This is a genomic window from Streptosporangium album, assembly GCF_014203795.1.
In the GTDB taxonomy this organism is placed as follows: Bacteria; Actinomycetota; Actinomycetes; order Streptosporangiales; family Streptosporangiaceae; genus Streptosporangium; species Streptosporangium album.
Genome location: NZ_JACHJU010000001.1, coordinates 2,857,710 through 2,883,388, shown reverse-complemented (window position 1 = coordinate 2,883,388; position 25,679 = coordinate 2,857,710). Strand labels below are relative to the sequence as shown.

Below are 25,679 nucleotides of genomic sequence, written 5' to 3'. Positions count from 1 at the left end.
TCGGGTTGGCCCGGACGCGATCGGCGATCTATGCAACCGTGATCGGGTTACCGCCGTCGCGGGAAACCCGGCACAATTCAGATTCGCGAGTCTCCAGCGAGCGGAAACAGGGAGCAGCCGACGATGGGCAAGGCCAACCGGGAACGGCGCAAGGCCAAGGAGAAGGAGCGCAAGCGGCGGCAGTCCGGGGACGCAGGGGCTCCCCACGGGGCCGCCGGGCAGCATGACTTCTCGTCGTTCGGCTTCCCCGGCAAGGCCGGGTTCGCGCCGTTCGACCAGTCCTGGCGGTCCAGCCCCGCCGAGCTCGCCGAGCAGTTGGTGGCCGAGGCGGTGCACGCCCGCTTCCATGGCGACACCGACGGGTTCGAACGAAGCGCGGCGGCGCTGGTCGAGCGGCCCGGGGTCAGCCGATGGCGGCGCGTCGCCGACCGCACGCTGACCGCCACGCTGCGGCGCGATCTGGCCGATGTCTGGCGGCGGGGCTGGCAGCCCGCCGACGTCGTGCGGATGGCCCGCAAAGAGTTCGGCGCCCGGCACGTGCGGCTGTTGACCGACGCGATCGCTGACGAGGCACAGAAGTATGCCGCGGCCACCGTCGACCCCCAATGGCACGGCCAGCTGTCTGCGCTGGAGGCGAAGGTCTGGTGGGAGGGCGACGACTACTCGCAGGCACGCGGTGAGCGTGAACGCCTGGACCGGGCCGCCCTGGTCACCCTCCTGCTCCAGCTGATCTGCCTGTTGGCCACCCTTCCCCGGCTGGAGCGGCTGATCTCGCCGCCGGGCACCGCCCGGCCCGCCACCCTGCGGCGCGGCCCTGCGGTCGATGAGCGCATGTTGACCCGGGTCAGGGCGCTGCTGGCCAAGGCCGAGTCGACCGAGTTCCCCGCCGAGGCCGAGACCTTCACCACCGCGGCGCAGCGGCTGATGGCCAAGCACAGCATCGATGCGGCGCTGCTGGCCGCCGCAGCACACGGCCAGAGCGCCACCGACAAGCCTGCCGGCCGCCGGATCGGCGTCGAGGCCCCCTACGAGGGGCCCAAGGCGGTCCTGGTCGACACGGTGGCCGCGGCCAACCGCTGCCGCGCGGTATGGAGCAGCAGTTTCGGCTTCTCCACCGTGCTCGGCTTCCCCGCCGACCTGGACGCGGTGGAACTGCTGTTCACCTCGCTACTGGTACAGGCCACCACCGCCATGGTGCACGCCGGTTCCCACCGCGACGGCCATGGCCGCTCCACCACCCGTTCCTTCCGGCAGTCGTTCCTCACCTCCTACGCCCAGCGGATCGGCGAGCGCCTGGCCGAGGCCACCGGGGAGGCGGTGCGCGAGGCCGCCGCGAACTCGGGCACGGACCTGCTCCCCGTGCTGGCCGCCCGCGACCAGGCGGTCAACGAGGCGGTCGACGAGATGTTCCCCCAGCTGACCTCACGCCCAGTGGCCCCGTCCTACAACCGAGACGGCTGGCTCTCCGGCCGCGCCGCCGCCGACCTCGCCACCCTGCACGGCGGCACCGAAGTCACCGGCTGATCAGTGTCCGCCGAGCCATTGCCAGCGTGTTAAGGAAGACACAAAGGAAGCGGCGTTGCGATGTAGGCCGTCTTCCAGGACTCCATGTGGATCTCGCCCAGCACATCCCCATCGTCGGCAGAAGCCTGAACAATCGCGAAGTCCTTGGTCACAAGGTCACATTATTGGGATCTCGGCCGTTGGGGTCACCGCCAAACCCTGGCCTGCGGCGAACTGGCCTGCAAGCCCTTAGGGATCGTTCACGAGTCCGAGTGTGCGCCGTTCCGTGTCCGTGGGGTCGAGGCTGACTGCTCGCCGTCCCAGACCAGCTCACGCTCGACCCAACCGCTGCACGGTTCTGGGGCGTGTGACTCGACGTGCTTGCCGGCTGACCTTGCAGCGGTGCCGACATCATGGGACAAGCAGTCCCCAGTAGGCCGCCCAGGGCAGGAACAGCAGGCCCGCTGTGATGAGCAGGCCGAGTCGGACCTGGTCGGCGTGGGCCAGGTCGCGGCGGTGACGTCGCCACGACAGCGCGGTCGCAGCAGTGGTCACGACGGTGGCGACAGCGAGAAGCTGCAGAACGAGCCAGGGTATCGGGCGGCCGACCACCATAGGTCCGATCACATTCGCCGCTGTGGCCACCATGAAGAAGACGTACATGAGCGAGCCCATCGTGGTCATCAGGCCGGTGGCGGCCAGCCAGCGTGCGGAACGCCGTACCGGCGATGTACTGTGACGGCCGCGGATACGGCGCGTGGCGGCGGCCAGCGGATAGCCGGCGAAGCCCACCAGGAACAGCAGGAGGGCGACGAGCTGGAGCCAAGGGGACTCATACCAGGCCAGAGGCGCGAGTGTGGGGGCAGGCAGGTCCTGAGCCGGAACCGGGTCGGCGCTCGTGCCGGGCAGCGCGCGCGCCGGACGGTCGATCCAGGAGGTCTCGTAGTCGCCGAAGTCGGGCGAGAGGCTGTGGAGCCGGTCGAAGCCGCCGTTGGCGGTGAGGTTCAGATTGTGCCGAACACCAGGGACGAACCGGATCGTGTAGTGGGTGTTGCCGCCACGTTCCAGCGCCTCCCGGATGATCTGGCCGCTTTCCCGAGGGAGGGCTTCACGGTCGAGTTCACCCCATTGGGCGAGTACTGGCTGGCGCACGTGTTCCCAGGCCGGTACCGGGTCGAAGTCCGCCTCCGGGAATATGCCCGCTCCGATCGTCATCCGCACGGCGGTCGTCTGCAGCATGTGCGGCAATGACCCGGACACCCCAGCGTGTCGCAGGTACTCGCCGTACCCCCATGCCGTCTGGGCTCCAGGGGTGGTGCCGACCGCGCCGACGGTGATCAGAAACTTCACGTCAGCCGAACGGTTGGCGGCCAGCGGTGCGGCGAACGCCCCTTCGGACAGCGCCCACAGTCCGAGCCGTGCCGGGTCGACGTCGGCGCGGGAGCGCAGCAGCCGCAGGCCGGCAAGTGCATCGTCGGCCAGAACCGAGTAGTCGCGGTGAAGAAGGGAGTAGCCCACGGTTCGCTTGTCGTAGATGAGCGTCACGATGCCATGTCGGGCGAATGCCTCGGCTTCGGGACGCAGCTCCTGCCGGCCTCGATTGCCGGCTCCCTCCATCATCACCATCGCCGGTCGGCGCTCTGTCGCTGACGCGAGCGCCAGAACGGTGCCGTGCAGGACCACGCCACCGTTGCCGACGAAGGACACCTCGGTGGCGGTCAGGTCGGCTGGCGCGGCGTGTGCGGGAGCGGCCAGAAGGACTAGCACCGATGAGGCGAGTGCTGCCAGAGTCGCCGGGATCCGCGGCAACCGCCTGGCCCGGCCTGGTCTATGAGCGGCGGATCCGCCAATTCGAGCCGCTGCCCCCGTCTGAGCCCCTATGTGCCGCATGACATCCGTCCCTCTTCAGATCGTTCGATGCGTCCGGCGACGCGCCATTCACGACATAAAGATTCGCCTGTTCGTGGGGAGCGGACTATGGCTCCCGCACCTGATGTCATAGGGGTGCAGGTACCTGGATCGATCGGGGTTCCTGGCTCATCGACCACCGACCGACCCGGAACCTAACGTTGATCTTGTTGGCCAGAGGGGCGTCTGCGCTGACGTCTGCGATACGGCTGGGAGGATCGTCACCATGCGACAGAAGATCGCGCGCGTGGCACGCGAGCAGGGGCAACTACTGGCCGGTGCGGCCATCGGGCTGGCTGCACCGTTCCTGCTGTTGCTGATGCTGATCTCGGTCCCGGCGAGTCTGGCGGGGGGCCTGGGCATCCTGCTCTTCGTCACCGTTGCCTGGCTGACCCGTCGGCTGGCCGATCTGCAACGCCGCCGGGCCACTACGGTGCTGGGCGGACCGGTGACCTCTCCCTACTCGCCGTTGCCCACCGGCATTCTCGCCCGGACCCGCGCCTTGCTCGGCGACCCGGCCACGTGGCGCGACCTGACCTGGCTGCCGTGCCAGTTCGCGATGGGCGTGATCTGCGTGACGCTGGGTCTCGGGCTGTGGCTGGCGGCCGTGCAATGCATGTTCGCGCCGTTGCTGCGGGTGCTGCTGCCGGCCCGCACGACCTTCGATCCCGTGGTGCTGGAGATCACCGGCCGGTCCGGCCCCCTGACGTGGCTGCTGGTCCCGGTCGGCGTGGGGTTGGTACTGCTCGCCTATCGCCTGCCCCGGCATCTCGTCACCGGTCAGGCCCGGCTGGCGAGTGCTCTGCTGGGTCCCACCTCCACCGCCCGGCTGACCGCACGGGTGGATCGACTGACCGCCACCAGGGCAGCCGCCGTCGATGCCTCCGCTGTGGAACTACGCCGCGTTGAACGTGATCTGCATGACGGCGCGCAGGTGCGCCTCGTGGCGGCAACCATGAATCTCGGCATCGCCGAGGACGTCATCGACGCCGATCCGGCCAGTGCCAAGGCGCTGATGGCCGAGGCGAAGGCCGGCGTCGGCGTGGCACTGACGGAACTACGCGATCTGGTACGTGGCATCCACCCGCCGGTGCTGGCCGATCGGGGCCTGGCCGGAGCGGTGCAAGCCCTGGCCCTGACCAGCGGCATCCCAATCGAACTGGATCTGCGACTCGACCGGCGTCTGGCCGCCCCGGTGGAGTCCGCGGCGTACTTCGTTATCGCCGAGTCACTGGCCAACGCGATCCGGCACAGCGGCGCCCATCGCATCCAGGTCGCCGTCGCCGTCGCCGGCGACGGCGACGCGCTGCGCATCACCGTGCACGATGACGGCCGCGGCGGCGCCGACCCGTCACGCGGCACCGGGCTGCGCGGCATCCAGCGCCGGTTGTCCGCCTTCGACGGGACCCTCAGTATCACCAGCCCCCCAGACGGGCCTACCGTACTGGACATGGAACTGCCATGCGCGTCCTGATCGCCGAGGACCAGCTGCTACTGCGCGACGGGCTGAGCCGGATGCTGACCGCGTACGGCTTCGACGTGGTGGCCGCCATCGACGAGGGTCCGCAGCTGACCGAAGCGCTCGTCTCGCTCCGCCCCGACGTCGCCGTGGTCGACGTGCGCCTCCCCCCCACCTTCACGGACGAAGGACTGCGCGCCTCGATCGCCGCTCGTGCCGAGGTACCCGGTCTTCCCGTCCTGATCCTCTCTCAGTACGTCGAACGGCTCTACGCCCGCGAACTGCTCTCCGACCGCACCGGTGCGGTCGGGTACCTTCTCAAGGACCGCGTCGGTGACGTACGACAGTTCATCGACGCGATCCGCCAGATCGCCGCCGGCGCCACGGTAATGGACCCGGAAGTCGTCGCGCAGCTGCTCCACCAGCGCGACACCCTGGCTGTCCTCACCCCGCGGGAGCGGGACGTGCTCCGCCTGATGGCCGAGGGCCGCTCCAACGCTGCGATCGCTGCACACATGGTCATCACCGAAAAATCGGTCAGCAACCACATCAACACCCTCTTCGCCAAACTCGGCCTACCACCATCCAACAGCGACCACCGCCGCGTACTCGCCGTTCTGGCCTACCTCGACCAGTAGAGGGTGTCCGAAAAGTTCCTGAACCTCAGATGTCGAAGATGTTCATGAAGGCTTGCCGCCAGGGCCAGTGTCTGGGCAAGCGGCGCTGCTGGAGTAGGTGCGACAGGTGTGGCGTGGTCTCCCTGTCATATGCGCAGGTGGGAGCGGGTATAGCCCATGATCCCGCCCCCTCCCGCCTTGCCCGATAAGGAAGAGGTCCCAGGTTCAAGTCCTGGTAGCCCCACCTCGTTAAACGCCCCGAAGCGATCAAGCTTCGGGGCGTTTTGCTGCAACGGGTACTGCAACGGCCTCATTCGAACGGTCCGTTGACCTTCTTGAGGGCATCCTGGCGGCCCTCGCCGTCCCCGTGCGTGTAGATCTCCATGGTGACCGAGATGCGGCTGTGCCCGAAGATCTCCAACGCCTCACCGGAGGTCAGGCCAACCGGACAGGCCACGCCCGTCCCCACGAGCGTGTATCCATGTGACCCACGACAAGACGTGCAGCAATCGGCTGCTGACGAGGAAGTGGCACGTCCGGGCTCTGCGGAGGGTATGGCGATCGCCGTTGCCGATCACCTCCACACGGAGCTCGCACGCCGTCAGAAGCTGAGCCAGACCTTCACCTGACCGTCGCGACGGCCACAGCGAGACAGTGAGCAGGGACGACTCCAAGATCACGGCGAATCATCTCTTATTGAATGATCGTGCGAACCTGGTGGGCGCTCCGTCCGTCTAACCCAGCATGATCATAATCCTTGGGGTGTCTCTGGCCCTTGCCCCTGTCCCCGTCGAGATCCCCAAGAACTTCCTGCTGAGCGAGAAGGCCGCCCGTGCACCCCAGTCGGAGGTGGAGAAAGCCGAGGTGTGGTGGAAAATCAGCGACAAGCTGAACAAGCCCTTGGAGCTGAACCCTTGCGGGCGCAAACGCGCCACGACGGCAGACCGGTCGGTCGCGCGCACCATTGTCCACACCACCAGCGGGCCGTCGTACGACAGCGAACAACTTGTGATCTATCGGAACGCCAAGGCGGCCAAGACAGCCATGAGAAAGCTGCTCGCCGACGCCAGGCGGTGCGGGGCCAAGCCGGACGGCAAGCCGTACAGCTGGGCCAACGACGGGAAAACCCAGTGGGTAGTGAACCGTACGCGGCTCGCGAACGAGGCTGCGCTGATGCGCATCATGATGTACGACAAGCTCAACAAAGAATGGTCTCCCCTGTTGTCGGGCCTCGTGGCGCGCAAGGGTAGCGCGCTGATGATTTACTCCGGCGATTCGGACTCCTTCGGCTACTCACAGAAGCGAGCCATCAAGACCCTGCGTCACACCGCCGCCAAAATGGCGGCGAAGGTATGCACGCTGCCTGGAGTCTGCTGACTTGGATCATCAAAAGTACGGCGTCCCAGGCCGACTTCCTCCATCGCGGGTTCCCACCGCTCGGAGTCGACACCCTTCCGGTACTGGGGTGCCAAGGGCTCGAAACTCAGCATCACGTCACGGTCGACCGCATAGACAAAGCCATCCGAGGCGTAGTCGTGCCGATTGATCGACACGACTCCGGTCCCCTTCGAGACGCGGTCCAGCGCGCCGGGCTCGACGGGGCCCTCCAGCCCCAGAGTTCGACGAGCACAGCCCAGTCGCCGATCCGCACAGCGCCGACGTAGCCGGAGTCGTCACCAGCTGCCGCGGTCAGGCCCAGTGGGGCCGTCGGCTAGCTCTCCGGCACCGGAACACCGTCGCAGCCCCGGTCGATCCGGCCTGTGGTGAAGTACGACACCAGCTTGGCGGCGCAGCTCGGCTCCCGCAGGACCGACCCGTGCATGTCGTCGTTGACGGTGAACACCGTGCCGCCGACGGCCGAGCGCATCTGCGTCGTCCACGCGTACAGGGAGATGGACTCGTAGCGGTGTCCCGACAGCACCAGCGACCCTCCGGTGCGGTGGAGCCGGATTTCTTGCACCGGCAGCGGCCAGCCGGCGCATTGGGCGGAGAAGCGGCTGGCCCGTCCGGTCACCGGGTTCCGCTCAAGGCGTCGCTGGTACGTGGCCCAGGCGGCGGAGAAGCCGAGCCGGCTGGGGTCTTCGTTGCAGAAGACCGCCTGGCCCGTCGTCGCGTTGAATCGCTCCGGCGCGTCGGGCGGCGGGGGCTTCATCGCGCCATGGCCCATCATCTTCTTGACGGCGGTCGGCGCGGTGGTGCGGTCGCGTCCCGCAGTTCCTTGAGGGCCTGGCTGACCTGCGGCCAGTCCGGTGAGGCCTGGATGGCCAGCATGGCGACCATCGCACCGTCGGCGGGAATCTCCAGATCGGTGAACCTCTTCGGGGTCACGTCGTAGGCGCGGCGCAGCGCCAGGATCGCGGTCCGCATCCGATCGAGGTCGCGGGCCGAGTTCACCGTGGTGAGCTGACCGAGAAAATGGATCTACCTCACTTTCGTGATGGGCCAGGGCCCAGGGCAGGGTGTGGCGAAGGCCTCATCAGGAGAGGCCGCCGGAGGACGTGGACCGTACTCAGGTGGTGGCCAGAGCGATCGTCGGGGACAGGCGGGCGGCGCGCATGGCGGGATAGAGGCCGGCGATCGTACCGATGAGGAGCGTGGCGCCGACCGCCCCGCCGATCGCCCACGGCGGTACGACGGGCGGCCAGTCCCTCGACAGCGCGTAGCCGGCCGTGGTCAGGGAGCCCAGCACCGCCCTGACGGCCTCCACCGCCTCCTCGGCAGAACGCTCGTAGATCGTCGTGGGGTGCCCGTCGAAACCCAGGTACGTCTCGGCAGCGGGGAACCCGACGAGCGCCGAGCGTTCGATCTCCGGGGCGAGCGGCATCGGCCCCAGGATGCCGATGACGGTGAACCACCGGTTGTCCACCCACACCCGCACGCCGGTCCTGCCGAGGCCGACCCGTTCCAGGGCGGCCTCGGCCCGCTCTCGCCGCTCGCGCAGCGCGGTGCCGGTGTAAAGCAGGCCGTCGGCCACGTTGTCCAGCGCGCTCACGCCGATGGCCAGGTGGAACTGCTGGAACACGAACCCCAGGTGGCGGGCGCGCAGCGCCGACAGCTCCCGGTCCGACAGCTCGGCCAGGTCGTAGCCGGCGATGCGTACGGTGCCTGACGTGGGCCGGTCCAGGGTTCCGATCAGCTGGAGCATGGTCGACTTGCCGGAGCCGGAAGGGCCGACGATGGCCAGCAGTTCGCCGTACTCGACCGTCAGGCCCACACTGCGAAGCGCCTCGACCTGTCCGCCGTAGACCTTGGTCACGCCCTGCAGCTCGACGATACTCATGTGGCGGGCACCCCGACCTTCATGCCCTCCGTGAGGCCGGTGCCGCTGATCTCCACCTTGCCGCTGCCGAACACGCCGACCTCCACCGGCACGACCCTGGTGGCGGAGCCTTCGACGACCTCGACACCGAACCCGCCCTCGCGCAGCGCCAGCAGCGCCTCGACCGGCACGGCGAGCACGTCCTTGTGGCGTTCGCTCTCCAGTTCGACGTCGACCGGGGCCTGGTCGAGCTTGGTGCGCGGTGTCTTGTTCAGGGTGATGTCGACATCGACGGTGGTCTCGCCGCTGTCCTGCCCCTGTCCCTGTCCGGACCGGGCGGACTTGGCGACCGTACCCACCGAGGTGATCTTTCCGCCGATCCGCTCGCCACCCGGCAGCTTGACGGTGACCCCGGCGCCCTTCCTGGCCAGTGCCTGGTCGTCGGTGTCGAGATCCACGTGCACCAGCTGCCGGATACCGCTAACCCTAAGCACCCCCTGACCAGGGCCGGTACGCTCGCCGACATCGACCTTCGCCTCGGTCACCCGGACCGTGGCAGGCGCGGACACGACCTGCGTCGCGTCCACCCGCCCCGTCTTCGGCAGGCCCAGATCGTCCTGCCACTGCTTGACGTCCGGGCCGTCGGTGATGCCCTGCCGCAGCTGCCGGTAGAGCGGCAGCCTGCCGTACATCAGCACGAGCGGCTTTCGGTCGATCTTGAGCAGTGGGTGGCCGCGGCGGATCACTGCGCCCTCCGCGGCCACCCACGTCACAGTGTCGGCGTCGGCGCTGGTCAGGAGGTGCTCGCGCCGGCGACGCCATCGTCACCGGCTTCCGCACCGCACGCGGTGAGCGCCAAGGCCAATGCCGGTACGGCCAGCAGTAGTCGGATGTTCGTATCTCTCCTCAGCCGGTGACGGTGTTCAGGCTGGGACCCTCGTCCTTGCCGCCGTTGCCGGTGTTGTTGCTGGGGCCCTCGTTCTTGCCGCTGTTGTCGGTGTTGTCAGTGGGGCCGGTCCCCTTGTCGTGCTTGCCGTCGTTGGTGGACGGGTCGGTGGGGATGGGCAGGGCGGTCGTCTCGCAGGGCGCGACCGAGCCCTTGACCACCTGCAGCGAGGTCGCGACGGGTGGCTTGTCCACGCCGGCCCGGTCGATGGAGATCGCCAGGACCAGCGTCTGGTCTGACCCGATCTGCCCCTTGCCGATCGTGAACGCGATCCCCTTGCCGTCCCTCCCGACGCCGATCTGCATCTGCCCGCCCGTGGCCGCATGCTCGCCCCGGGACTGCTGACAGGTCTGGCCCGCGGGCAGGTAGTCGACCACCGCCTTGATCCCCGCCGCGCCGAGCTTTGCCTCCAGCTCGTCGGGGTCGCGGAACTCGTTGATCTGCACCCCGACCGATCCGTCCGCGCCCTTGTCCACCGCATAGGCCGGTGTGCCGGCGCCGCCGAACAGCGTGAACGCCACCGTGACGGCCGCCGCGGCCCCCGCCACCACGGCGGAGAGCCCCAGGAGGCGACGGTTCGGGCCACGTCGCACCGGTGTCTGAACAGCGATGTTCTCTTCAGACGTCCTTGTGGTGATTTCTTCCTTGAGTGCACTGAGCAGGCGCTCTTCGAAGTTGCTGTTCATGCCTGTCCCTCCACGTACACAGCCGACGGCGAAGCGACGTTTTCAAGGGCGCGTCTGGCCCGATGTAACCGGACCCGCGCGGTGACCTTCCCGATGCCCAGGGCCGCGGCGGCTTCCGTGACGGTGAGCTGGTCGATCGCCACGAGCTCCAGCACGGCCCGCTCGCCCTCGGGCAGGTCGGCCATCGCCTCCAGAGCGCGCCGCATCCGGCGCTCGGCGTCGATCCGCTCTTCCATCCGGACGAGATCGTTGTCGTCCATCATCCGTCTGCCCGCGACGCGGCTGGTTGCCCGCGTCTCACGAGTCGTCCGGCGATGGTGGGCCGATACGACGTTGCGCGCCACGCCGTACAGCCATGCGATCTCGCTGCCCCGGCCGGGCCGGTAGGTATTCGCTGAGTCCAAGGCCGCCAGGAAGGTGTCAGCGGTCAGGTCGGCGGCCAGATGGGGATCGCTCACCCGGCGTACGACGAACCGCATGACAGCGTCGACGTGGCGGCGGTAGAAGGCCTCGAAGGCCACGGGATCTTCACTGAGGCGCACTGGCCTCGCTCCCTTCGTCGTTCGCCCTTACACCTCCTACTTGGACCGAGCGCCGCAAAGCGTTTCCAACGCAGCGGGCCCGTGTCCTCTTGTGACGGCGTCCACGAGGTCCGCGACCAGCCGCTCGGCCTGCGCGTCGACACGTTCTCGTGGCAGCTGTCGCAGGGGGCCGCGGGAATTGAGCGTGGCGAAGCCGTGCACTCCCGACCAGCAAGTGATGGCCGCGTCGCCGGCTCTGTCGGGGTTGAGGAGTCCCGCGCCGACGAGGCAGGTCAGGGCGTCCTGGAACTGCTGGTACGGCGAACGCCTGGCGTCGCCGCCCGAGTCGGTTGAGGTGGGGTTGACCATGTCGGACATCGCGAAGAAGGCCACGTCGAACCAGCCGGGCTCATCGAGTGCGAATTGGATGTAGCCCTCCCCGACCCCGCGCAGCATCGCCAAGCCGTCTCTCGCCTCTCTCTGCCTCTGTTCGATCTGCCTCTGTTCGATGGCGTGGGCCATCTGAGTCAGGGCCGCTTGAGCCACGGCGTGGACCAACGCGTCTCTGTCAGCGAAGTGGCGGTAGGCGGCCCGTGCGGTCACGCCAACTCGCCGAGTGGCCTCGCGCAGCACGATCGCCTCGGCGCCACGGTCGCGTGACATCGCCAGGCCCGCCTGCACCAGCGCGTCTCGCAGGTCGCCGTGGTGGTAACTGCTTCTTGCCTCCGGCACAGGAAGAAGTCTACGGTGTGTACATTCGGTGCGCACCGTAGACGATGAGAGACCCTTCGGGGCTGTAACTCAGGGCAAAGAGGTGGATAAGTGGGCTCGTGGCCGACGGGTATCGGTGCCATCACTCTGTTCGTCGAGGACTTGGACGCCGCCAAGCAGTTCTACCGGGAGGTCTTCGGCCTGCCGGTGAAGTTCGAGGACGACGACTCGGCCGTGTTCGACTTCGGGAACACGATCATCAACCTGCTGAGGACCACAGCGGCGCGTGAGCTCATCGAGCCCGCAGGGGTGGCACCTCGCGAGATCGGATCCCGCATTCAGCTCACCATCGACGTGGACGACGTGGATGCCATGTGCGCGGAGTTGGCCGCTCGTGGAGTGAAGCTGCTGAACGGCCCGATGGATCGGCCCTGGGGCATACGGACCGCCAGCTTCAGCGATCCCGGCGGCCACATCTGGGAGATCGCGAAGTAACCGATGATCGGGTCGATTGTCCGACCCGCTTGAACCAGGGGTGAAACGATGGCACAGCCGACATCGGGCGGGGAGATCAAGGCACTTCTTTCGTACCTGAGAGTTCAGCGTGATCACGTGCTTGGAATCTTGGACGGTCTTGACGAGGAAGCGCTACGGCGGCCGGTGCTGCCGTCGGGGTGGACCTGCCTGGGACTGGTACGGCATCTCGCCCTGGACGTCGAACGGTTCTGGTTCCGCGCCGTCGTCGCCGGCGAGCAGAACGTCATCGACTGGCTGGCCGAAGCCCCCGACGACGCCTGGCAGGTCGGTCCGGATGTGCCGGCCGAGGACGTGTTCGACCTGTACCGGCAGGAGATAGACCTCGCGAACGCCATCATCACCGCGACCCCTCTGGACACCCCGCCGGCCTGGCGGGCCCCCGGGATCTTCAGCGACTGGCGGCACCATGATCTGCGAGAAATCATCCTGCACGTGATTACGGAGACCGCCTGCCACGCCGGTCATCTCGATGCGGTACGTGAGCTCATCGACGGCAGGAGCTGGCTTGTCCTGACGGAATGAAGCACGGGCTCCGCACACAGGGGGGCGGAGCCGACGTGAACGGGTGCGTTCAGCGGATGATCTCTGGTTGACGTCCCCTGTGCGGTACACGTGAGCGACCGCCCGGTTGATACCGCGACACCCAGGTGGCGGTGTCCCGTCAGCCCGCTGGTCCGTCCAGCGGATTGCCGAACGCGCGGCCGATGAAGCGCAGCGCATCCGCCTGCCGGTGGAGAACCGTCGCCGAGCCCTGCTTGACGAGCATGTCGACGTCGCCGCCGGCTCTGGTCATCGGCGTGCCGCCGATCGGGACGGCCGCCGCGATCGGCCTCACCCTGTTCTTCGTCTGTGCCGTTTACACCCACCTGCTCGCCCGCGACTACTCGCCGCAGTTCGGCCTGGCGGCCGGGTTCCTCCTGCTGGTCGTGGCCACCCTGGTGTTGGACCTGGCCGCCTGATCGAGTGCCGATCAACAGGCGCCGCTCCGGAGCGGCGCCCGCCCGGTCCGCGTCGAAGGGCGACGTCATCGGTATCCCCGTTCAGGGGCGCAGCCGGGCACGCCACGGGTGGGTGCCGTGCTCGGTCGCGAGGGCTCCGTCCAGCCACAGCCTCTGGGCCTCGGTCAGGTGGGGCAGGACCTCGGTGAAGTCGGTCTCGTCCTTGGGGCGCGGGTCTCTGGCCTTGTAGAGGAGCTGGATCTCCGGAGCGATCCGCGGGGGGCCGTCGCCTGCGGCGACCGTGCACGATTCCAGCGGGCGGTGGATCCGTGCGTCCCGGCGGTACACCCACCGGTCACCGTCGGACTCGTCGAGCGTCAGCTGGAAGCGCCACGGCCCGCCCCCGCCTTCCCTGACCCAGATGTCATAGACCGGGGGTGGCAGCGGTTCGTCCACAGGCCATGGCCGGAGCGTCCCGGGCGGGTCGGCCGCCCAGCAGTCCCAGCCTGTCAGCAGGCGCCGTACCGTCTCATGGTCGCGGCGGAGCACTGATATGTCGACGTCCGCATGCTCGCGGTACGGCCTGCCGACCGCGAGCTCGATCGCGTACCCGCCGCTCACCCACCACGGTGCCGCCAAGCCCGTGAACAGCTCGACGACCTCGGCCAGCGGCGCCGGTTCCCATGGACCCCACGGTGTCTCGATGCGTGTCATCCCGCCATCCTCGCCGATCTCCGCGGGGCTCGCCCTCGGCCCGGGCAGGCGCCAGCAGACCCGCGGACTCCCGGTGCCGCCGCACATGCGTCGCCAGCCCGAACCGCCGCGCGATCTCACCGATGCTCATCACCGCGCGATCCCCGCTTGACTTCATGTCGACATTAAGTCGCATCCTCGATCGCATGTCCAACACCATCGTCACTCCCCAAGAAGACGACCCCGTCAGCGGGCTGATCCGGCTACTCGACGCGGTCGACGCCCTGCCGAGTTCGGTCGCGCTCCGCGCCCACTCCTACGGACTGCTCGATCTGGCACCGGGAGCACCCGTGGTCGACGTCGGCTGTGGCGTGGGGCGCGCCGTCGCCGAGATGGCCGAGCACGGCGCGGAGGCTGTCGGCGTCGACGTCAGCGAGCAGATGATCGCCGTCGGCCGCCGGCGCCGTCCCGGTGCGGATCTGCGGGTCGGCGACGCCTATGCGCTGCCGTTCCAGGACGGACAGCTGGCCGGCTATCGAGCGGAGAAGGTCTACCACGAACTCGGCGACCCGGCCAGGGCGCTCGGCGAGGCGCGGCGGGTGCTCGCCCCGGGCGGGCGCATCGTCCTCATCGGCCAGGACTGGGACACCTTCGTCATCGACTCCGACCACCCCGGCCTCACCCGGACCATCGTGCACGCCCGCGCCGACACCATAGCCGCCCCCCGTGCCGCCCGCGGCTACCGCAACCTGCTGCTCGACGCCGGATTCGACGACGTCGCCGTCGAGGTGCGCACCGGTGTCTTCAGCGACGAGCTGATGCTGCCCGCGCTCTCCGGGATCGCCGACGCCGCCTGCGCCGCGGGGGCCATCACCCCGGACCAGGCCGCCACCTGGACCGCGGAGCAGGCCGGGCGCGCACGCGATGGACGGCTCTTCATGGCGGTGCCGCTGTTCGTCGCCGCGGCACGCCGCCCCTGACGAGCGGTCTCACGCCCGCCTGCGCTACGTGATCGTGCCGCCGCGCCATCTCAGGACAGGGCCCCGCCCCCGCACCCAAGGGTGCGGGGGCGGGCCGTCGACGGGAGGCCGGGAGGAACAGGCGCGGGACGGCGGTTCCGCGCCGAGGGCCCACCGCCGGACGGCTTGACCGCAGAGATCAGGATGTCGTGCCCGGCACCTGGAGCGCCAGGGGATTGCGGCGGACGTCGGACCAGGTCCGGGTGTCGGAGCAGATGCGGCAGCCGGAGCCGAAGAACTCGCCGCGCGCCTCCTCGTCGCCCATGAGCTGGAAGCGGAACCACGCCGTCGTCGGCGCGGCGAAGGGACCGGGGTCACCCACGACGGTGAAGTGGTCGGCACCCCTGACCTCGCCATAGATCGCCGGGATGTGGTCGGCGTCGTCGTATAAAGCCTTGACCAGCGTCGGCCAGACGATGCTGTCGTACTGCCCGGCCAGGGCGAACATCGGACCGCCCACCGCGTTCACGTTGGCCAGCGGGCCGGGTTGGATCGGGAGGATGGTGTCCACCCGTGGGTCGGCACCGACCACGATGGCGGCCGCGCCGCCCTGCGAATGGCCGGACGCGCCGATGCGGCTCAGATCGACTCGGTCGTGAAAGACGCTGCCCGGGTTGGCGTTCCTGCTCGCCAGCAGGTCGATGCCGGCCAGCATCGAGATGCCGAGATTGGACTGGGGAGTGTTCGCGGCGGCCACGATGAAGCCGTGGCTGGCCCAGTGGAGCAGCAGGTCGCGGTAGACCACGGGGAAGGCGAACGTGCCGTTCCCCCAGATGATCACCGGATGGCGGCGCGGGCTCTGCGCGATGTCACGCGGGTAGTAGAGCGTGGTGACCGCGCCCACGTCCACGGCGGTGGCATAGGGCCCGGGGGCGCCCCAGTTCCGGCCCACCGAGGGGAAGCCGGCGTCGGCGATGGCCGTGTGCGGCACGGTGGTGAGGGCGAGCACGAGCGCGATCAGCGGGAGGAGCAGTCTTCGATACACGGGGGGTCTCCTGACCGAGGCCGTCGAGAAGTGAACCGCACGTTACGTCGGACGCACTTCTCGTTTGATCGCACATCCTGAACGCGTAAACGCCCGCCGTCTCTCCGCACTCGCGGCAATGATTGACATCCCGGTTTGTGCGATGTGGCGATCCCTGGATGCTCGACCTCCACGCCCGCATGGCTCCGCGTGTCCGGGAGCTCACCGCGGTCGTGGTCGCGCGTTGCGCGTCCGAGGTGCCCTTCTACCGGGAGCAGCCCCAGGACATCCTCGACGAGGAGGTCAGCCGGTCGGTCGCGGTGGTGCTCGGCCTGATGCTGCGGACGCTGCGGAAGGGCGATGTCCTCGATCTCGGTGACCTGACCGAACTCATCGCGTGGTCGGCGCGGCGTGCCGAGGAGCGCGTCCCGCTGGAGGCCGCGCTCACCGCCTACCTCATCAGCGCCGAAGTCTGGTGGCGGGCCCTGGCGGAGACCGCCGAGCACGCGCAGCTGGTCGAGGCGGGTGTGGATCTGCTCGGCCGCCCACCCGGCCTCTACCGCTTCGACGACGTCCTCGTCGAATATCAGCTGGCCCGCCCCGGTGCCGGAATCGCCAGGCTCGCAGCCAAGCTCGATCCGCTGAACGACCACCCGTAGCTGGTCGACACGCTGCGCGCCTTCGTCAACCGGGGCCACAACCGCCGCCGGACCGCCCAGGATCTGCACATCCACCGCAACACCCTCGACTACCGGCTGCACAGGGTGACCGCGCTGACCGGCCTGGACCTCACCGTCCCCGCCGAGGCACGCCTGCTGGAGGCGGCCCTCACCGCCAGGGACCTCGCCTGAGGAGAGGCGCCCGGCAACCGCGAAAACGCGTGTCCCTGTGGAGGATCCGGAGCGGCCGGAGGAACCGGTGCGCCGACCTCAGGCCGGCTTGCGGGCCTCGATGAGGAAACGCGTCGTGTGCGCGAGGAAGGGGCCGTCGGTCTGGATGCGGTCATGCAGGGCCTTGAGTTCGGTGCGGTAGCGGTCGACCGTGAAGCCCGGGACGATCCAGATCACCTTCCGCAGGAAGTAGACCATGGCGCCGACGTCATGGAACACGGTGCGCAGCGACTCCATCCGGAGGTCGACCACCTCCAGGCCGACGGCTTCGGCCGCCGCCCTGGCCAGTTCGAGATCGCGTGCCGAGCCGGGCGGCTGCGGGCCCATGAAGAACTCCGTCACCTCCACGACGGTCCGGGGACCGACCTGCTGGGAGAAGTACGTCCCTCCCGGCTGGAGCACGCGTGCGATCTCCTCCCACCAGGTGGTCACCGGGTGGCGGCTGACCACCAGATCGAAGACCCCGTCGCCGAACGGGAGCCGTGGCTCGTCGCCGGTGCTGACCACCGCCACGCCCCGCGGGTTCAGCCGTCCGCTCGCCCTCGCGAGGTTCGGCGGCCAGGACTCCGTGGCGACCGTCAGCGGGGCGAGGCGCGGCACTCCCGCCAGCACTTCCCCGCCGCCGGTCTCGACGTCCAGCGCGGCCTTCGCCTGCGCCATCCTTGTCTCCAGGAGCCGCGCGTATCCCCAGGAGGGGCGCTCCTCGGTGGCCCGGCCGTCCAGCCAGGAGAAGTCCCAGCCGTCGACGGAGACGGATTCGGCCTCGGCGACCAGTTCCTCGAACGTCCGCTTCATCTCAACGAGGCTGCCAGGCATCTCATCGGCTGTCCAATGAGTTTCCGCAGGCGGGAGGCGTCGGCGGTGGGTGGCGCCGGCTGATCCGGCGTGACCGCGCAGCCGGTGTGGAGCGCTGCGCCGGTCTGCGGTGGAGCGCTGAGGCCGCGCCGCGCCCACCCCGGCGTGGTCCCGTCGTCATGCCGGAGCCGGGCCGCCGCTCCGTAGGCCGGGCGCCTCACGGGCCTCGGATATTGGGGAGACATCGCCACCGAATGACGACAGGATGGAGGCCGTTCGGGTTTTGTGAGGAGTCAGCACGTGCAGAGTTACCGCCGCGACCTCGACATGCTCCGGGATCGGCGTTTCGCCCTGCTCCTCGCCGCCCGGACCATCTCGATGCTGGGAAGCTCCTTCGCGCCCGTGGCTCTCGCCTTCGGCGTCCTGGGGTTGCCCGGCTCGACGGCCACGACGCTGTCGGTGGTCCTGGCCGCCGAGGCGGTGCCGATGGTGGCGTTCATGCTCGTGGGCGGGGTGATCGCGGACCGGCTGCCCCGGCACCGGGTGATGATGGCCGGTGAGACGCTCAACGCGGTGGCGTTCGCCTGTCTCGCCGCGATGCTGCTCACCGGATGGACCCCGCTCCCCGCCCTGGTGACGGCGGCGGCGGCCACCGGCATCGCGATGGCGGTCTTCTTCCCCGCCCTGACCGGGATCATCCCCGACGTCGTCCCCGCCGACCGGCTGCAGACCGCCAACGCCGTACTGGGACTGGGCGCCAACAGCGCGCGCGTCGCCGGGCTCGTCCTGAGCGGGGCCACGGTGGTCCTGCTCGGCGGTGGCTGGGCGCTGGCCGTCAGCGCCCTCATGTTCGCCGTGGCGGCCGTGCTCATCGCCGCGCTGCGGCTCGCCCCGGCGGAGCGCGACGCGTCCGCGAGCCACTCCGTCATCGCGGACCTGCGCGGCGGCTGGCGCGAGTTCGTCTCCCGGCAGTGGCTCTGGGTGGTCGTCGCGCAGTTCTCGGTGCTGGTGATGGCCATACAGGCCGCGCACGGCGTGCTCGGACCGTTGGTGGCCAAGGAGCACCTGGGCGGAGCGCCCGCCTGGTCGGCGGTCCTGGCGGGTGAGGCGGTCGGCATGATCGGTGGCGTCTTCATCGCACTGCGGCTACGGCCCCGCCGTCCCATCCTGGTGGGCACGGTCCTCACCGTGCCCACCGCCCTGCCGTACCTGCTGCTCGGCCTGGGGGCCCCGCTGTGGACGGTCGTCGTCGGCGCGGTCGTCATGGGCGTCTGCTTCGACATCTTCGGGGTGCTGTGGAACACCACGATGCAGCGGGAGATCCCTCCCGAGTCCCTGTCGCGGGTCAGCTCCTACGACGCCCTCGGCTCCCTGATGTTCGGCCCGGTGGGCCTGCTGGTGGCGGGACCGCTGGCGATCACGATCGGTCCGAGGGCCGCGTTGCTCGGCTGCGCCGCGGTCGTCGTCCTGGCCTCCCTGGCCGCGCTGTTCTCCCCGGGAGTCCGCGGGCTCCGGGCTCCGGAGCCCGCGGAGGAGATCCTGTCCCACTGACGCCGCAGCCCACACCGGACATCGTGGATGTCCGGTGTGCGCTCTACGTCAGATAGCGCAGCCACAGGTACGGCGTCACCAGGGCGACGGTGACGGAGGTGACGATGAGGCCGTACTTGGTGAACTCCCAGAAGCTGATCGGGGTGCGGTTGCGTGCGGCGATGCCGATGATGACCACGTTGGCCGCCGCGCCGACGGCGGTGGCGTTGCCGCCCAGGTCGGCACCGAAGGCCAGCGCCCACCACAGCACCTGGGCGGGGCCGTTGCCGCCGTTGGCCTGCACCAGGTCGGCGACGATGGGGCTCATGGTGGCGACGTAGGGGATGTTGTCCACGATGGCCGAGATGCCGGCCGACGCCCAGAGCAGGCCCAGCGTGGTCAGCCCGAGCCTTCCGCCGGTGGCGTCCACCGCCGCCTGGGAGATCCGCCCGATGACACCGGTCTCGACGAGGGCGCCGACCATGACGAACAGCCCGGCGAAGAACACCAGGGTGGGCCATTCCACCTCGCGGATGGCGTCCTCGGTGGTGACCTTGGTGGCGGCCACCAGGATCCCGGCGCCCAGGACCGCCACGACCGAGGGCTCGTAGTGCAGCACGGGGTGGAGGACGAAGGCGGCCATCACCAGGGCCAGCACGGCCAGGCTCTGCCACAGCAGCCACCGGTCGGCGATCGCCTCCCGCTCGTCGAGCTGCATGATCTCCGCGGCCCGCTCCGGGTCGTAGCGGAAGGACTTCCGGAAAAGCACGCGGCACAGCCCGATGAAGACCACCATCAGCACCAGCACCATGGGCGCCATGTGGACCAGGAAGTCGTTGAAGCTCAGCCCGCCCCGGCTGGCGATGATGATGTTGGGTGGGTCGCCGACCAGCGTGGCGGTGCCGCCGATGTTGGAGGCCATCGCCTCACTGATGAGGAACGGCACGACCGGCAGCGCGAGCCGTTCGCACACCAGGAACGTCACCGGCGCGATCAGCAGCACGGTGGTGACGTTGTCCAGCAGCGCGGACGCCGAGGCGGTGATCACAATCAGGAGGACCATCAGCCGGAACGGCCGGCCCTTCGCCCGTTTCGCCGCCCAGATCGCCAGGTATTCGAAGACGCCGGTCTGTTTGAGCACACCAACGATGATCATCATGCCGAGCAGCAGGAAGATGACGTTCCAGTCGATCCCGGTGTGCTCGGAGAAGAACGCGGCCCTGCCGTCGGTGGCGTGGATCAGCAGCATGATGCCGGCCCCGCCCAGCGCCGCGGCGACCCGGTGGATCCGCTCGCTGGCGATCAGCGCGTACGCGCCGAGGAACACCGCCACCGACAGCCACGCGAGGGCCGTCACGAGTCGAGCGTCCGGTCCAGCAACACCTGTAGCGTGACCGCTCCCTGTAAGCGGTCCTCCTCCACGATCGCGACGAGCGGGCTGTAGGTGCGCGCCATGAGCGCGGCGATCTCCAGCACGGTGGCGTCCGGATCGGCGATCGGCAGCTCCCGCGGATTCTCCGGCAGGCACTCGCGGACCGTCCGCCCGGCCAGCGACCGCAGGAAGGTGTCGGCGTGCGCCTCGTCCACCACCCGGGCCAGCGCCGGATCGTCCTGGCAGTAGGTGGGCACGGCCAGACGCATCACCTGGGCGCCGGGCAGGATGCTGCGCGGCGAGCCGTTCTCGTCGACCACGATCAGGCCGGGCAGTCCCTGGTCGGCCAGGAGCCGGGCGGCGTCGAGCACGGGGGTGTCCAGGGAGACGGTCGGGAATTCGGTGACCAGGTCGCGAGCACGCATGACACCTCGGCACTTTCGGGATCGCCGGTAGAAGTGCCGACCAGACTTCCCGGCTCACCCGGGAATCAACCTACCAACCGTCGTCCCTCCAGAGGAACACCCTCGCCGGGGAGAAGGACGTGAACGCCGCCTCCCCGCGGTGAACTCCCGAGCACCGCCTCCCCGATCCCTCCCGGCCGGCGGATCAGTAGGCGAGGACGCGATCGGCGTAGCGCTTGATCACGAAAGGAGACTTGAACTTGGGGAAGGCGACCGTCTTCACGTCACCGTCCGAGGTGTAGCGATCGTCCCTGTTCGTCTTCAGCCAGTCGAGCCAGGCGGTGGAGCAGAACTTCACGCAGTCGCCGGTCTTGTCCATCGAGCGGATGCGCGGGATGCCGAGCGGGTCGAACTTCTTGTTGAACGGCGACAGGGCGGGGGTGTACCCGGCGAGGAACACCCCGCCGTAGTTGTAGGAGACGCCGCCGGAGGCACCCTTGAGAGCCCAGTCCTTGTGGCTCGGCTGGTTGCCGTACGGCAGTGCCAGCGTGACCGGGTTGGTGTTGACCAGCTTGGTGATGAGCTCGTGGCCCGCCGCGACCTCGGCGTTCACCTGCTTCTCCGGCTTGCCGCCCAGGCTCTTGTGGTCACGGGTGTGGTTGCCGATGTCGAATCCCTTGTCACGGAGCCACGCCAGCATCTCGGTCTGCTCTTCCGGGCTCGTCTTCCCGAACATGTCGCGCGTCACGTAGAACGTGGCCACCGGGCGGAACCCCGGGTGGGCCTTGGCGACGTCCTGGAGGATGGCGACGGCCGTCCCCGGTTTGGGCACGCCCATCCCGTCCAGATCGAACTGCGACGGGGACGAGTCGTCGAAGGTGAGGACGACCGGGTGCCGTCCCGCGGGGATGTCGATCCGCCCGCTGACATACTCGGCCGCAGTGATCGGGACGTAGTCCTCCCTGGCCAACCGCTCCAGTTCCGTGCGGAACTGCTTGGGGGTGCGGTCGTCCTGGGTGCTCGGCTTGTCGATCACCCGGTGGTACATGATCACGGGGATCTCGCCCAGCTCGTTGGCGTGGACCTTCGCGGCCGCCGCCATTTTCGTCTTGAGGAGGGCTGCCTGACCTGCTGCGGCCGCCTTGGCGGCGGCGATTCCGGCGTCCTTCTTGGCCTGCGGATCTTCACTCTGTGCGCACCCGGCCAGTACGGCACCTGCCGCCACGACCACCACGCCGACCCTGCTCACCCTCAGTAGGCCCATCGAATCCCCCCAGAGCACAGACGATAAGCTCCTTATCCCCTGCTGACCTGGGGATCGACCTCCGGCTTAGGCAAAGGCTTCCTCCCTGGGGGACAGGAGTCATGGGCCTGAGGGACAGGTCATCCCCGCCGGGGAGTGAGCTCCTGACGGCGGATTCACGGCCGTTCCCCGGGGCCGACATCGCGGGAATGGGCTCTGGACAAGTCGGCAATAAGGTAAATTTCTTGATCACGGATCGGCCGTTCGCGTCGGTGCCGCCGTACCGGGCGATGTTTCCAAGCTGGTGAGCTGGAGGTCGAGGGTCATGAACGCGGACAGAGCCGCGTGGGAGCAGTGCAGCTCAGCGCGGGTGGTGTCCCCCCTTCAGCCCCGCAAACTGGCGAAGGTCCCTTTCGTAGAGCTGGCGGACGGGCGGCTGCAGGGCGTCGTGTCCAGCGGTTCGGACATCGCGCGCGTATACGTCTCGTCGGTCACCGCCGGGACCCACACCTACAACTGCAGCACCAACAACAACCGGCCGTGCGGTGGGCTGTACGGCTCGCCGTGCAAGCACCTGCAGGCGCTCATCGCGGAGGCTGTGCTGCAGTACGGCGTCGACCGTGTCGCCCGTTATCTGCGCGTCGATGTCAGTGACGGCACGTCGTCCGCCGCCGGGCTGGCGAGCCGCCTGGGCGGCGGGCCCGAACGGACCCCGGCGGCCGTCGTGTTCAGCCGGTTCCTCCGCCACCTGGCCTACCTGGAGCTGCCGGACACCACCGAGCCCATCGCGGAGCTGCACTGGTTCCCGGCCACGGGGGCGGTCAGCTGATGCTCGATGTGCAGCTCGCCGAACTGCTCGACGGCACCCCGTCAGGAGTCGGAGAGGCCCTCGACCTGGTGACGGGCTTCGACGACGCCCTCGCGCACGGGTTCGCCCGGCTCGGCGAGGAGCGTGCCGCGGCGCTGACCGCCATGGCCGGGGCCATGGCGGCGACGCCGCTCGGTGAACGGATGGGTGAGGCGGCAGGGAAGCTCGCCGCCGGCTCGATCGCCGACGAGCACCTGACGGCGCTGGCCGGTGGGCGTGCCGCGCTGTTCGGCGCGGTGCACGACGCCCTGCTCGCCCGTCTCGACGCCGCCCTGGGGCGGGCGCGGGCGTCATGGGAGGGACCGGCCTCGCCGGTGCCGCCGGTGGTCGCGGCGGACAACCTGCTCAGCGGGTGCCGGTCCTGGCTCCACGAGCTGGCCATCACCGGATGGCGGGGCGTCGACCACGACCTCGTCTCCGCCTCGGGCCAGGCGATCGAGGCGCTGTCGGCCGAACCCGGCCTGCGCAGGCCGGCGGTGCTGCTCGACGGCCTGGCGGCCGAACTGCGGGCGTCGTGCCCGGTCCAGGCGGCGGATCGGCTGCCCGTCCGGCGGTGGGCCGACCTGTGGACACGCGCCCTGCTGTTGTCACAGGCCGGTGGCCTGCCCGGCGGTCCGGAGGCCGCCGGCACGGTGTCGGGACGGCTGCTGATCCTCGGTGTCGACGTGCACGAGCACGGTACCGCGGTGCAGATACAGGTCCACGGCATCCTGGAACCCAGCGGCGGCGCGCCGTCCCGGCTGGTGCGCACGAGCGTCGCCGCCGCGAAGGTGGACACGATCGTCGGCCCGGCGCTGTGGCGGCTGCTGACCGGGTTTCCCGTGTTGCTCGGCGCGCTGGCGGAACGCCGCAGCCTGGACGTCACGGATCTGCCCCTGCTGGACAGCGGCGACCTGGTGTGGCACGACGACCGGGCACGCGCGGGCGAGCCCGTCGACCCGTTCGCCGCCGCCCGGGTCCAGCTCGCCGGCGTGCTCGCCCCGGCGGTGCCGCCCCTGGACCGCCACCCGGTGCGCATCGCCGAACCCGTGCTGGTGGAGGGCTACAAGACGGCCACCGGCGACGGTTCGGCGGTCACGCTGGACCTGGGCGGTAGCACCCTCGCCGTCGACACCGACCGCCTGCCGGCCTGCGGCCCGCTCACCTCCGCGATGGTGGCCGCCTCTTCGGCGTGCATCGGCCTGGTCCGCTGGGACGGCGGCCGGTGGACGCTGCAGCCCCTCGCGGTCCAGGCGACGGTGAAGCGCAAGGCGGTCGAGGCGCACAACGGGGACTGGGCGCTGGGCCCCACGGATCCCAAGGCCGCCAAGGCCGAGGCCCGGGCCGGCGACGCGGTGGCCGTACTGCGCGAGCGGGCAGGGCGGCTGCTGAGGAAATGAGCGACTCCCGGATCGGTGCCGACGAGAACCGGCGCCAAGTGCTCTACTGGCGCCTGCTGGCACGGCTGTTCGACCCCGACGAGCAGCCCTCGCTGGAGGCGGCCAGCGTGGCCATCGTCGACGACATCGGACTGCCGCCGGCGCTGCTCGACCCGTCGGTGTCGGTGGACACCCTCGTGCAGCGCTTCCCGGATCTGGGTCCCGAGCTGCGAGGCCTGCTGGCGCCGGAGGACGACACCGCGGAGGACGACACCGCGGAGGACGACACCGCGGTGGACGGCGCCGTGCGGGGCGAGGACGCCGCGCAGGACGACCCCGCGCCGGAGGGCGCCGTGTCCGCGTCCGTCGACGAGCGTCCGCCGGAGCGTGCCGGGGCGATCGAGGTGCGCCGGGCGGCCCTGGTGTCGAAGCTCCTGCTCAACGTGTTCGCCACCGGGGCCGGCAACGTCACCGCCACCGACCTGGCCCGATGGCAGCAGGACGTCGGCTGGTTCGAGCAGGCGCTCGGGGCGGAGCCGGGTCAGCTGCGGTCCCACCCCGGCGCGGGAGAGCTGGCCGGTGTCCTGGCCGGGCTGGAGGGCGACCTCGTCCGCCGCATGCGCCTGCGCGAGGTGCTGGCCGACCCGGCTCTGGCGGGCCGGCTGACGCCGAGCATGTCACTCATCGAGCAGTTGCTGCGGGACAAGGCCAACCTGTCGGGGATCGCGCTGGCCAACGCCAAGGCGCTGATCCGCCGGTTCGTCGACGAGGTCGCCGAGGTGCTGCGCACGAAGGTCGAGAAGACCAGCGTGGGCACCATCGACAGGTCGGTGCCGCCGAAGCGGGTGTTCCGCAACCTCGACCTCAACCGCACGATCTGGAAGAACCTGCCCAACTGGAGCCCGGAAGACCAGCAGCTCTATGTGGACAGGCTGTACTACCGGCACACGGCCAGGAAGACCACGCCGTCACGGATGATCGTGGTCGTCGACCAGTCGGGTTCGATGGTGGACGCGATGGTGAACTGCACCATCCTGGCGTCGATCTTCGCGGGCCTGCCCAAGGTGGACGTGCACCTGATCGCGTACGACACCCGCGCGCTCGACCTGACGCCCTGGGTGCACGACCCGTTCGAGGTACTGCTGCGCACGACCCTCGGGGGCGGCACCCACGGCCCCGTCGCGATGGCCAAGGCCCGGCCGAAGATCGCCGAACCGCGCAACACCGCGCTGGTGTGGATCTCCGACTTCTACGACGACCGGTCGCTGATCACCGACTTCGAGGCGGTGCACCGTTCAGGGGTGAAGTTCATCCCGGTCGGCTCGGTGAACAGCTCCGGTCATCAGAGCGTGGACCCGTGGTTCCGCCAGCGCCTCAAGGACCTGGGCACACCCGTGATCTCGGGCCACATCGGCAAACTCGTGCTCGAGCTGAAGAGCTTCCTCACCTAGGAGACCC

Annotated in this window: 31 protein-coding genes; 14 read left to right on the top strand and 17 right to left on the bottom strand. The window is 69.4% G+C overall.

The window, feature by feature from the left end; translation table 11 throughout:
* Positions 1-123 precede the first annotated feature (123 nt).
* Positions 124-1,524 (top strand): DUF2786 domain-containing protein, encoded by a 1,401-nt coding sequence (locus tag FHR32_RS13770; protein ID WP_184754659.1) that lies wholly within the window; start codon positions 124-126, stop codon positions 1,522-1,524.
* A gap of 390 nt (positions 1,525-1,914) precedes the next feature.
* Here FHR32_RS13770 and FHR32_RS13765 read toward each other — a convergent pair whose 3' ends face one another.
* The gene (locus FHR32_RS13765) at positions 1,915-3,270 is read right to left on the bottom strand and encodes an alpha/beta hydrolase family protein (protein WP_221465394.1); all 1,356 of its coding nucleotides are present in this window, start codon (positions 3,268-3,270) and stop codon (positions 1,915-1,917) included.
* A gap of 367 nt (positions 3,271-3,637) precedes the next feature.
* Between FHR32_RS13765 and FHR32_RS13760 the strand changes: the two genes are divergently transcribed.
* Entirely contained in the window at positions 3,638-4,885 is a 1,248-nt protein-coding gene (locus FHR32_RS13760; RefSeq protein WP_184754658.1) for a sensor histidine kinase, read from the top strand.
* Entirely contained in the window at positions 4,873-5,508 is a 636-nt protein-coding gene (locus FHR32_RS13755; RefSeq protein ID WP_184754657.1) for a LuxR C-terminal-related transcriptional regulator, read from the top strand. Before FHR32_RS13760 ends, FHR32_RS13755 begins: the two co-directional genes overlap by 13 nt.
* Before the next feature lie 289 nt (positions 5,509-5,797).
* On the opposite strand, the gene FHR32_RS13750 is transcribed toward FHR32_RS13755, so the two are convergent.
* Positions 5,798-5,944: a hypothetical protein gene (locus tag FHR32_RS13750; protein WP_184754656.1), complete on the bottom strand. Its 147-nt coding sequence runs from the start codon at positions 5,942-5,944 to the stop codon at positions 5,798-5,800.
* A 305-nt stretch (positions 5,945-6,249) separates the two neighbouring features.
* Here FHR32_RS13750 and FHR32_RS13745 point away from each other — a divergent pair, with 305 nt between their 5' ends.
* Complete coding sequence (locus FHR32_RS13745; RefSeq protein ID WP_184754655.1) at positions 6,250-6,864, top strand: hypothetical protein; 615 nt, start codon at positions 6,250-6,252, stop codon at positions 6,862-6,864.
* Here FHR32_RS13745 and FHR32_RS13740 read toward each other — a convergent pair.
* From FHR32_RS13740 to FHR32_RS13705, 8 genes are all read right to left on the bottom strand, one after another.
* Entirely contained in the window at positions 6,810-7,040 is a 231-nt protein-coding gene (locus FHR32_RS13740; protein WP_184754654.1) for a DUF6461 domain-containing protein, read from the bottom strand. The two genes, FHR32_RS13745 and FHR32_RS13740, sit on opposite strands and share 55 nt — an antisense overlap.
* Before the next feature lie 158 nt (positions 7,041-7,198).
* Complete coding sequence (locus FHR32_RS13735) at positions 7,199-7,639, bottom strand: alpha/beta hydrolase (RefSeq protein WP_184754653.1); 441 nt, start codon at positions 7,637-7,639, stop codon at positions 7,199-7,201.
* Positions 7,640-7,653: 14 nt separating this feature from the next.
* Positions 7,654-7,881 carry a hypothetical protein gene (locus tag FHR32_RS13730; RefSeq protein ID WP_184754652.1) on the bottom strand — a complete coding sequence of 76 codons (228 nt, stop codon included), beginning with the start codon at positions 7,879-7,881 and terminating at the stop codon, positions 7,654-7,656.
* 115 nt (positions 7,882-7,996) lie between these two features.
* Positions 7,997-8,767 (bottom strand): ABC transporter ATP-binding protein/permease, encoded by a 771-nt coding sequence (locus tag FHR32_RS13725; protein WP_184754651.1) that lies wholly within the window; start codon positions 8,765-8,767, stop codon positions 7,997-7,999.
* Complete coding sequence (locus tag FHR32_RS13720) at positions 8,764-9,510, bottom strand: efflux RND transporter periplasmic adaptor subunit (protein WP_184754650.1); 747 nt, start codon at positions 9,508-9,510, stop codon at positions 8,764-8,766. The genes FHR32_RS13725 and FHR32_RS13720 overlap by 4 nt, the downstream gene beginning before the upstream one ends.
* 142 nt (positions 9,511-9,652) lie before the next feature.
* On the bottom strand, positions 9,653-10,378 hold the full coding sequence (locus FHR32_RS13715; protein ID WP_184754649.1) for a hypothetical protein: 726 nt from the start codon (positions 10,376-10,378) through the stop codon (positions 9,653-9,655).
* On the bottom strand, positions 10,375-10,920 hold the full coding sequence (locus FHR32_RS13710) for an RNA polymerase sigma factor (protein WP_184754648.1): 546 nt from the start codon (positions 10,918-10,920) through the stop codon (positions 10,375-10,377). Before FHR32_RS13710 ends, FHR32_RS13715 begins: the two co-directional genes overlap by 4 nt.
* Before the next feature lie 36 nt (positions 10,921-10,956).
* Complete coding sequence (locus FHR32_RS13705; protein WP_184754647.1) at positions 10,957-11,631, bottom strand: TetR/AcrR family transcriptional regulator; 675 nt, start codon at positions 11,629-11,631, stop codon at positions 10,957-10,959.
* A 90-nt stretch (positions 11,632-11,721) separates the two neighbouring features.
* On the opposite strand from FHR32_RS13705, the gene FHR32_RS13700 reads away from it, so the two are divergent.
* Together FHR32_RS13700 and FHR32_RS13695 are read left to right on the top strand one after the other, a co-directional pair.
* Positions 11,722-12,105 carry a VOC family protein gene (locus FHR32_RS13700; protein ID WP_184754646.1) on the top strand — a complete coding sequence of 128 codons (384 nt, stop codon included), beginning with the start codon at positions 11,722-11,724 and terminating at the stop codon, positions 12,103-12,105.
* A gap of 48 nt (positions 12,106-12,153) precedes the next feature.
* Positions 12,154-12,669: a DinB family protein gene (locus tag FHR32_RS13695; protein WP_184754645.1), complete on the top strand. Its 516-nt coding sequence runs from the start codon at positions 12,154-12,156 to the stop codon at positions 12,667-12,669.
* A gap of 139 nt (positions 12,670-12,808) precedes the next feature.
* Here the strand turns inward: FHR32_RS13695 and FHR32_RS45940 are convergent, their stop codons facing one another.
* Positions 12,809-12,940 (bottom strand): hypothetical protein, encoded by a 132-nt coding sequence (locus FHR32_RS45940; RefSeq protein ID WP_281391038.1) that lies wholly within the window; start codon positions 12,938-12,940, stop codon positions 12,809-12,811.
* Between the two features lie 4 nt (positions 12,941-12,944).
* Here FHR32_RS45940 and FHR32_RS13690 point away from each other — a divergent pair, with 4 nt between their 5' ends.
* Positions 12,945-13,106 (top strand): DoxX family protein, encoded by a 162-nt coding sequence (locus tag FHR32_RS13690; protein ID WP_312882322.1) that lies wholly within the window; start codon positions 12,945-12,947, stop codon positions 13,104-13,106.
* Between the two features lie 81 nt (positions 13,107-13,187).
* On the opposite strand, the gene FHR32_RS13685 is transcribed toward FHR32_RS13690, so the two are convergent.
* Positions 13,188-13,799: a nucleotidyltransferase domain-containing protein gene (locus tag FHR32_RS13685; protein WP_184754643.1), complete on the bottom strand. Its 612-nt coding sequence runs from the start codon at positions 13,797-13,799 to the stop codon at positions 13,188-13,190.
* Between the two features lie 185 nt (positions 13,800-13,984).
* Between FHR32_RS13685 and FHR32_RS13680 the strand changes: the two genes are divergently transcribed.
* Complete coding sequence (locus FHR32_RS13680; protein ID WP_184754642.1) at positions 13,985-14,758, top strand: methyltransferase domain-containing protein; 774 nt, start codon at positions 13,985-13,987, stop codon at positions 14,756-14,758.
* 178 nt (positions 14,759-14,936) lie between these two features.
* Here the strand turns inward: FHR32_RS13680 and FHR32_RS13675 are convergent, their stop codons facing one another.
* Positions 14,937-15,782 (bottom strand): poly(ethylene terephthalate) hydrolase family protein, encoded by an 846-nt coding sequence (locus FHR32_RS13675; RefSeq protein ID WP_184754641.1) that lies wholly within the window; start codon positions 15,780-15,782, stop codon positions 14,937-14,939.
* 158 nt (positions 15,783-15,940) lie between these two features.
* Between FHR32_RS13675 and FHR32_RS13670 the strand changes: the two genes are divergently transcribed.
* Together FHR32_RS13670 and FHR32_RS44355 are read left to right on the top strand one after the other, a co-directional pair.
* Positions 15,941-16,420 (top strand): RsbRD N-terminal domain-containing protein, encoded by a 480-nt coding sequence (locus FHR32_RS13670; protein ID WP_246466145.1) that lies wholly within the window; start codon positions 15,941-15,943, stop codon positions 16,418-16,420.
* Positions 16,421-16,612, top strand: coding sequence for a helix-turn-helix domain-containing protein (locus tag FHR32_RS44355; protein ID WP_312882659.1), 192 nt, complete (start codon positions 16,421-16,423; stop codon positions 16,610-16,612). It begins immediately after the preceding gene.
* Between the two features lie 78 nt (positions 16,613-16,690).
* On the opposite strand, the gene FHR32_RS13665 is transcribed toward FHR32_RS44355, so the two are convergent.
* Complete coding sequence (locus tag FHR32_RS13665; RefSeq protein ID WP_184754640.1) at positions 16,691-17,446, bottom strand: class I SAM-dependent methyltransferase; 756 nt, start codon at positions 17,444-17,446, stop codon at positions 16,691-16,693.
* Positions 17,447-17,746: 300 nt separating this feature from the next.
* Between FHR32_RS13665 and FHR32_RS13660 the strand changes: the two genes are divergently transcribed.
* Positions 17,747-18,997: an MFS transporter gene (locus tag FHR32_RS13660; protein ID WP_184754639.1), complete on the top strand. Its 1,251-nt coding sequence runs from the start codon at positions 17,747-17,749 to the stop codon at positions 18,995-18,997.
* Positions 18,998-19,040: 43 nt separating this feature from the next.
* Here FHR32_RS13660 and FHR32_RS13655 read toward each other — a convergent pair whose 3' ends face one another.
* From FHR32_RS13655 to FHR32_RS13645, 3 genes are all read right to left on the bottom strand, one after another.
* Complete coding sequence (locus FHR32_RS13655) at positions 19,041-20,333, bottom strand: ArsB/NhaD family transporter (protein WP_184754638.1); 1,293 nt, start codon at positions 20,331-20,333, stop codon at positions 19,041-19,043.
* Positions 20,330-20,773, bottom strand: coding sequence for a CBS domain-containing protein (locus tag FHR32_RS13650; RefSeq protein ID WP_184754637.1), 444 nt, complete (start codon positions 20,771-20,773; stop codon positions 20,330-20,332). Before FHR32_RS13650 ends, FHR32_RS13655 begins: the two co-directional genes overlap by 4 nt.
* 184 nt (positions 20,774-20,957) lie before the next feature.
* The gene (locus tag FHR32_RS13645) at positions 20,958-22,016 is read right to left on the bottom strand and encodes a polysaccharide deacetylase family protein (protein ID WP_184754636.1); all 1,059 of its coding nucleotides are present in this window, start codon (positions 22,014-22,016) and stop codon (positions 20,958-20,960) included.
* A 304-nt stretch (positions 22,017-22,320) separates the two neighbouring features.
* Between FHR32_RS13645 and FHR32_RS13640 the strand changes: the two genes are divergently transcribed.
* The 3 genes from FHR32_RS13640 to FHR32_RS13630 are packed head-to-tail and all read left to right on the top strand — an operon-like array spanning position 22,321 to position 25,672.
* Positions 22,321-22,824 (top strand): hypothetical protein, encoded by a 504-nt coding sequence (locus tag FHR32_RS13640; RefSeq protein ID WP_184754635.1) that lies wholly within the window; start codon positions 22,321-22,323, stop codon positions 22,822-22,824.
* Positions 22,824-24,242, top strand: coding sequence for a hypothetical protein (locus FHR32_RS13635; protein ID WP_184754634.1), 1,419 nt, complete (start codon positions 22,824-22,826; stop codon positions 24,240-24,242). Before FHR32_RS13640 ends, FHR32_RS13635 begins: the two co-directional genes overlap by 1 nt.
* Positions 24,239-25,672 carry a VWA domain-containing protein gene (locus tag FHR32_RS13630; protein WP_184754633.1) on the top strand — a complete coding sequence of 478 codons (1,434 nt, stop codon included), beginning with the start codon at positions 24,239-24,241 and terminating at the stop codon, positions 25,670-25,672. Before FHR32_RS13635 ends, FHR32_RS13630 begins: the two co-directional genes overlap by 4 nt.
* The last annotated feature ends 7 nt before the right edge of the window (positions 25,673-25,679 follow it).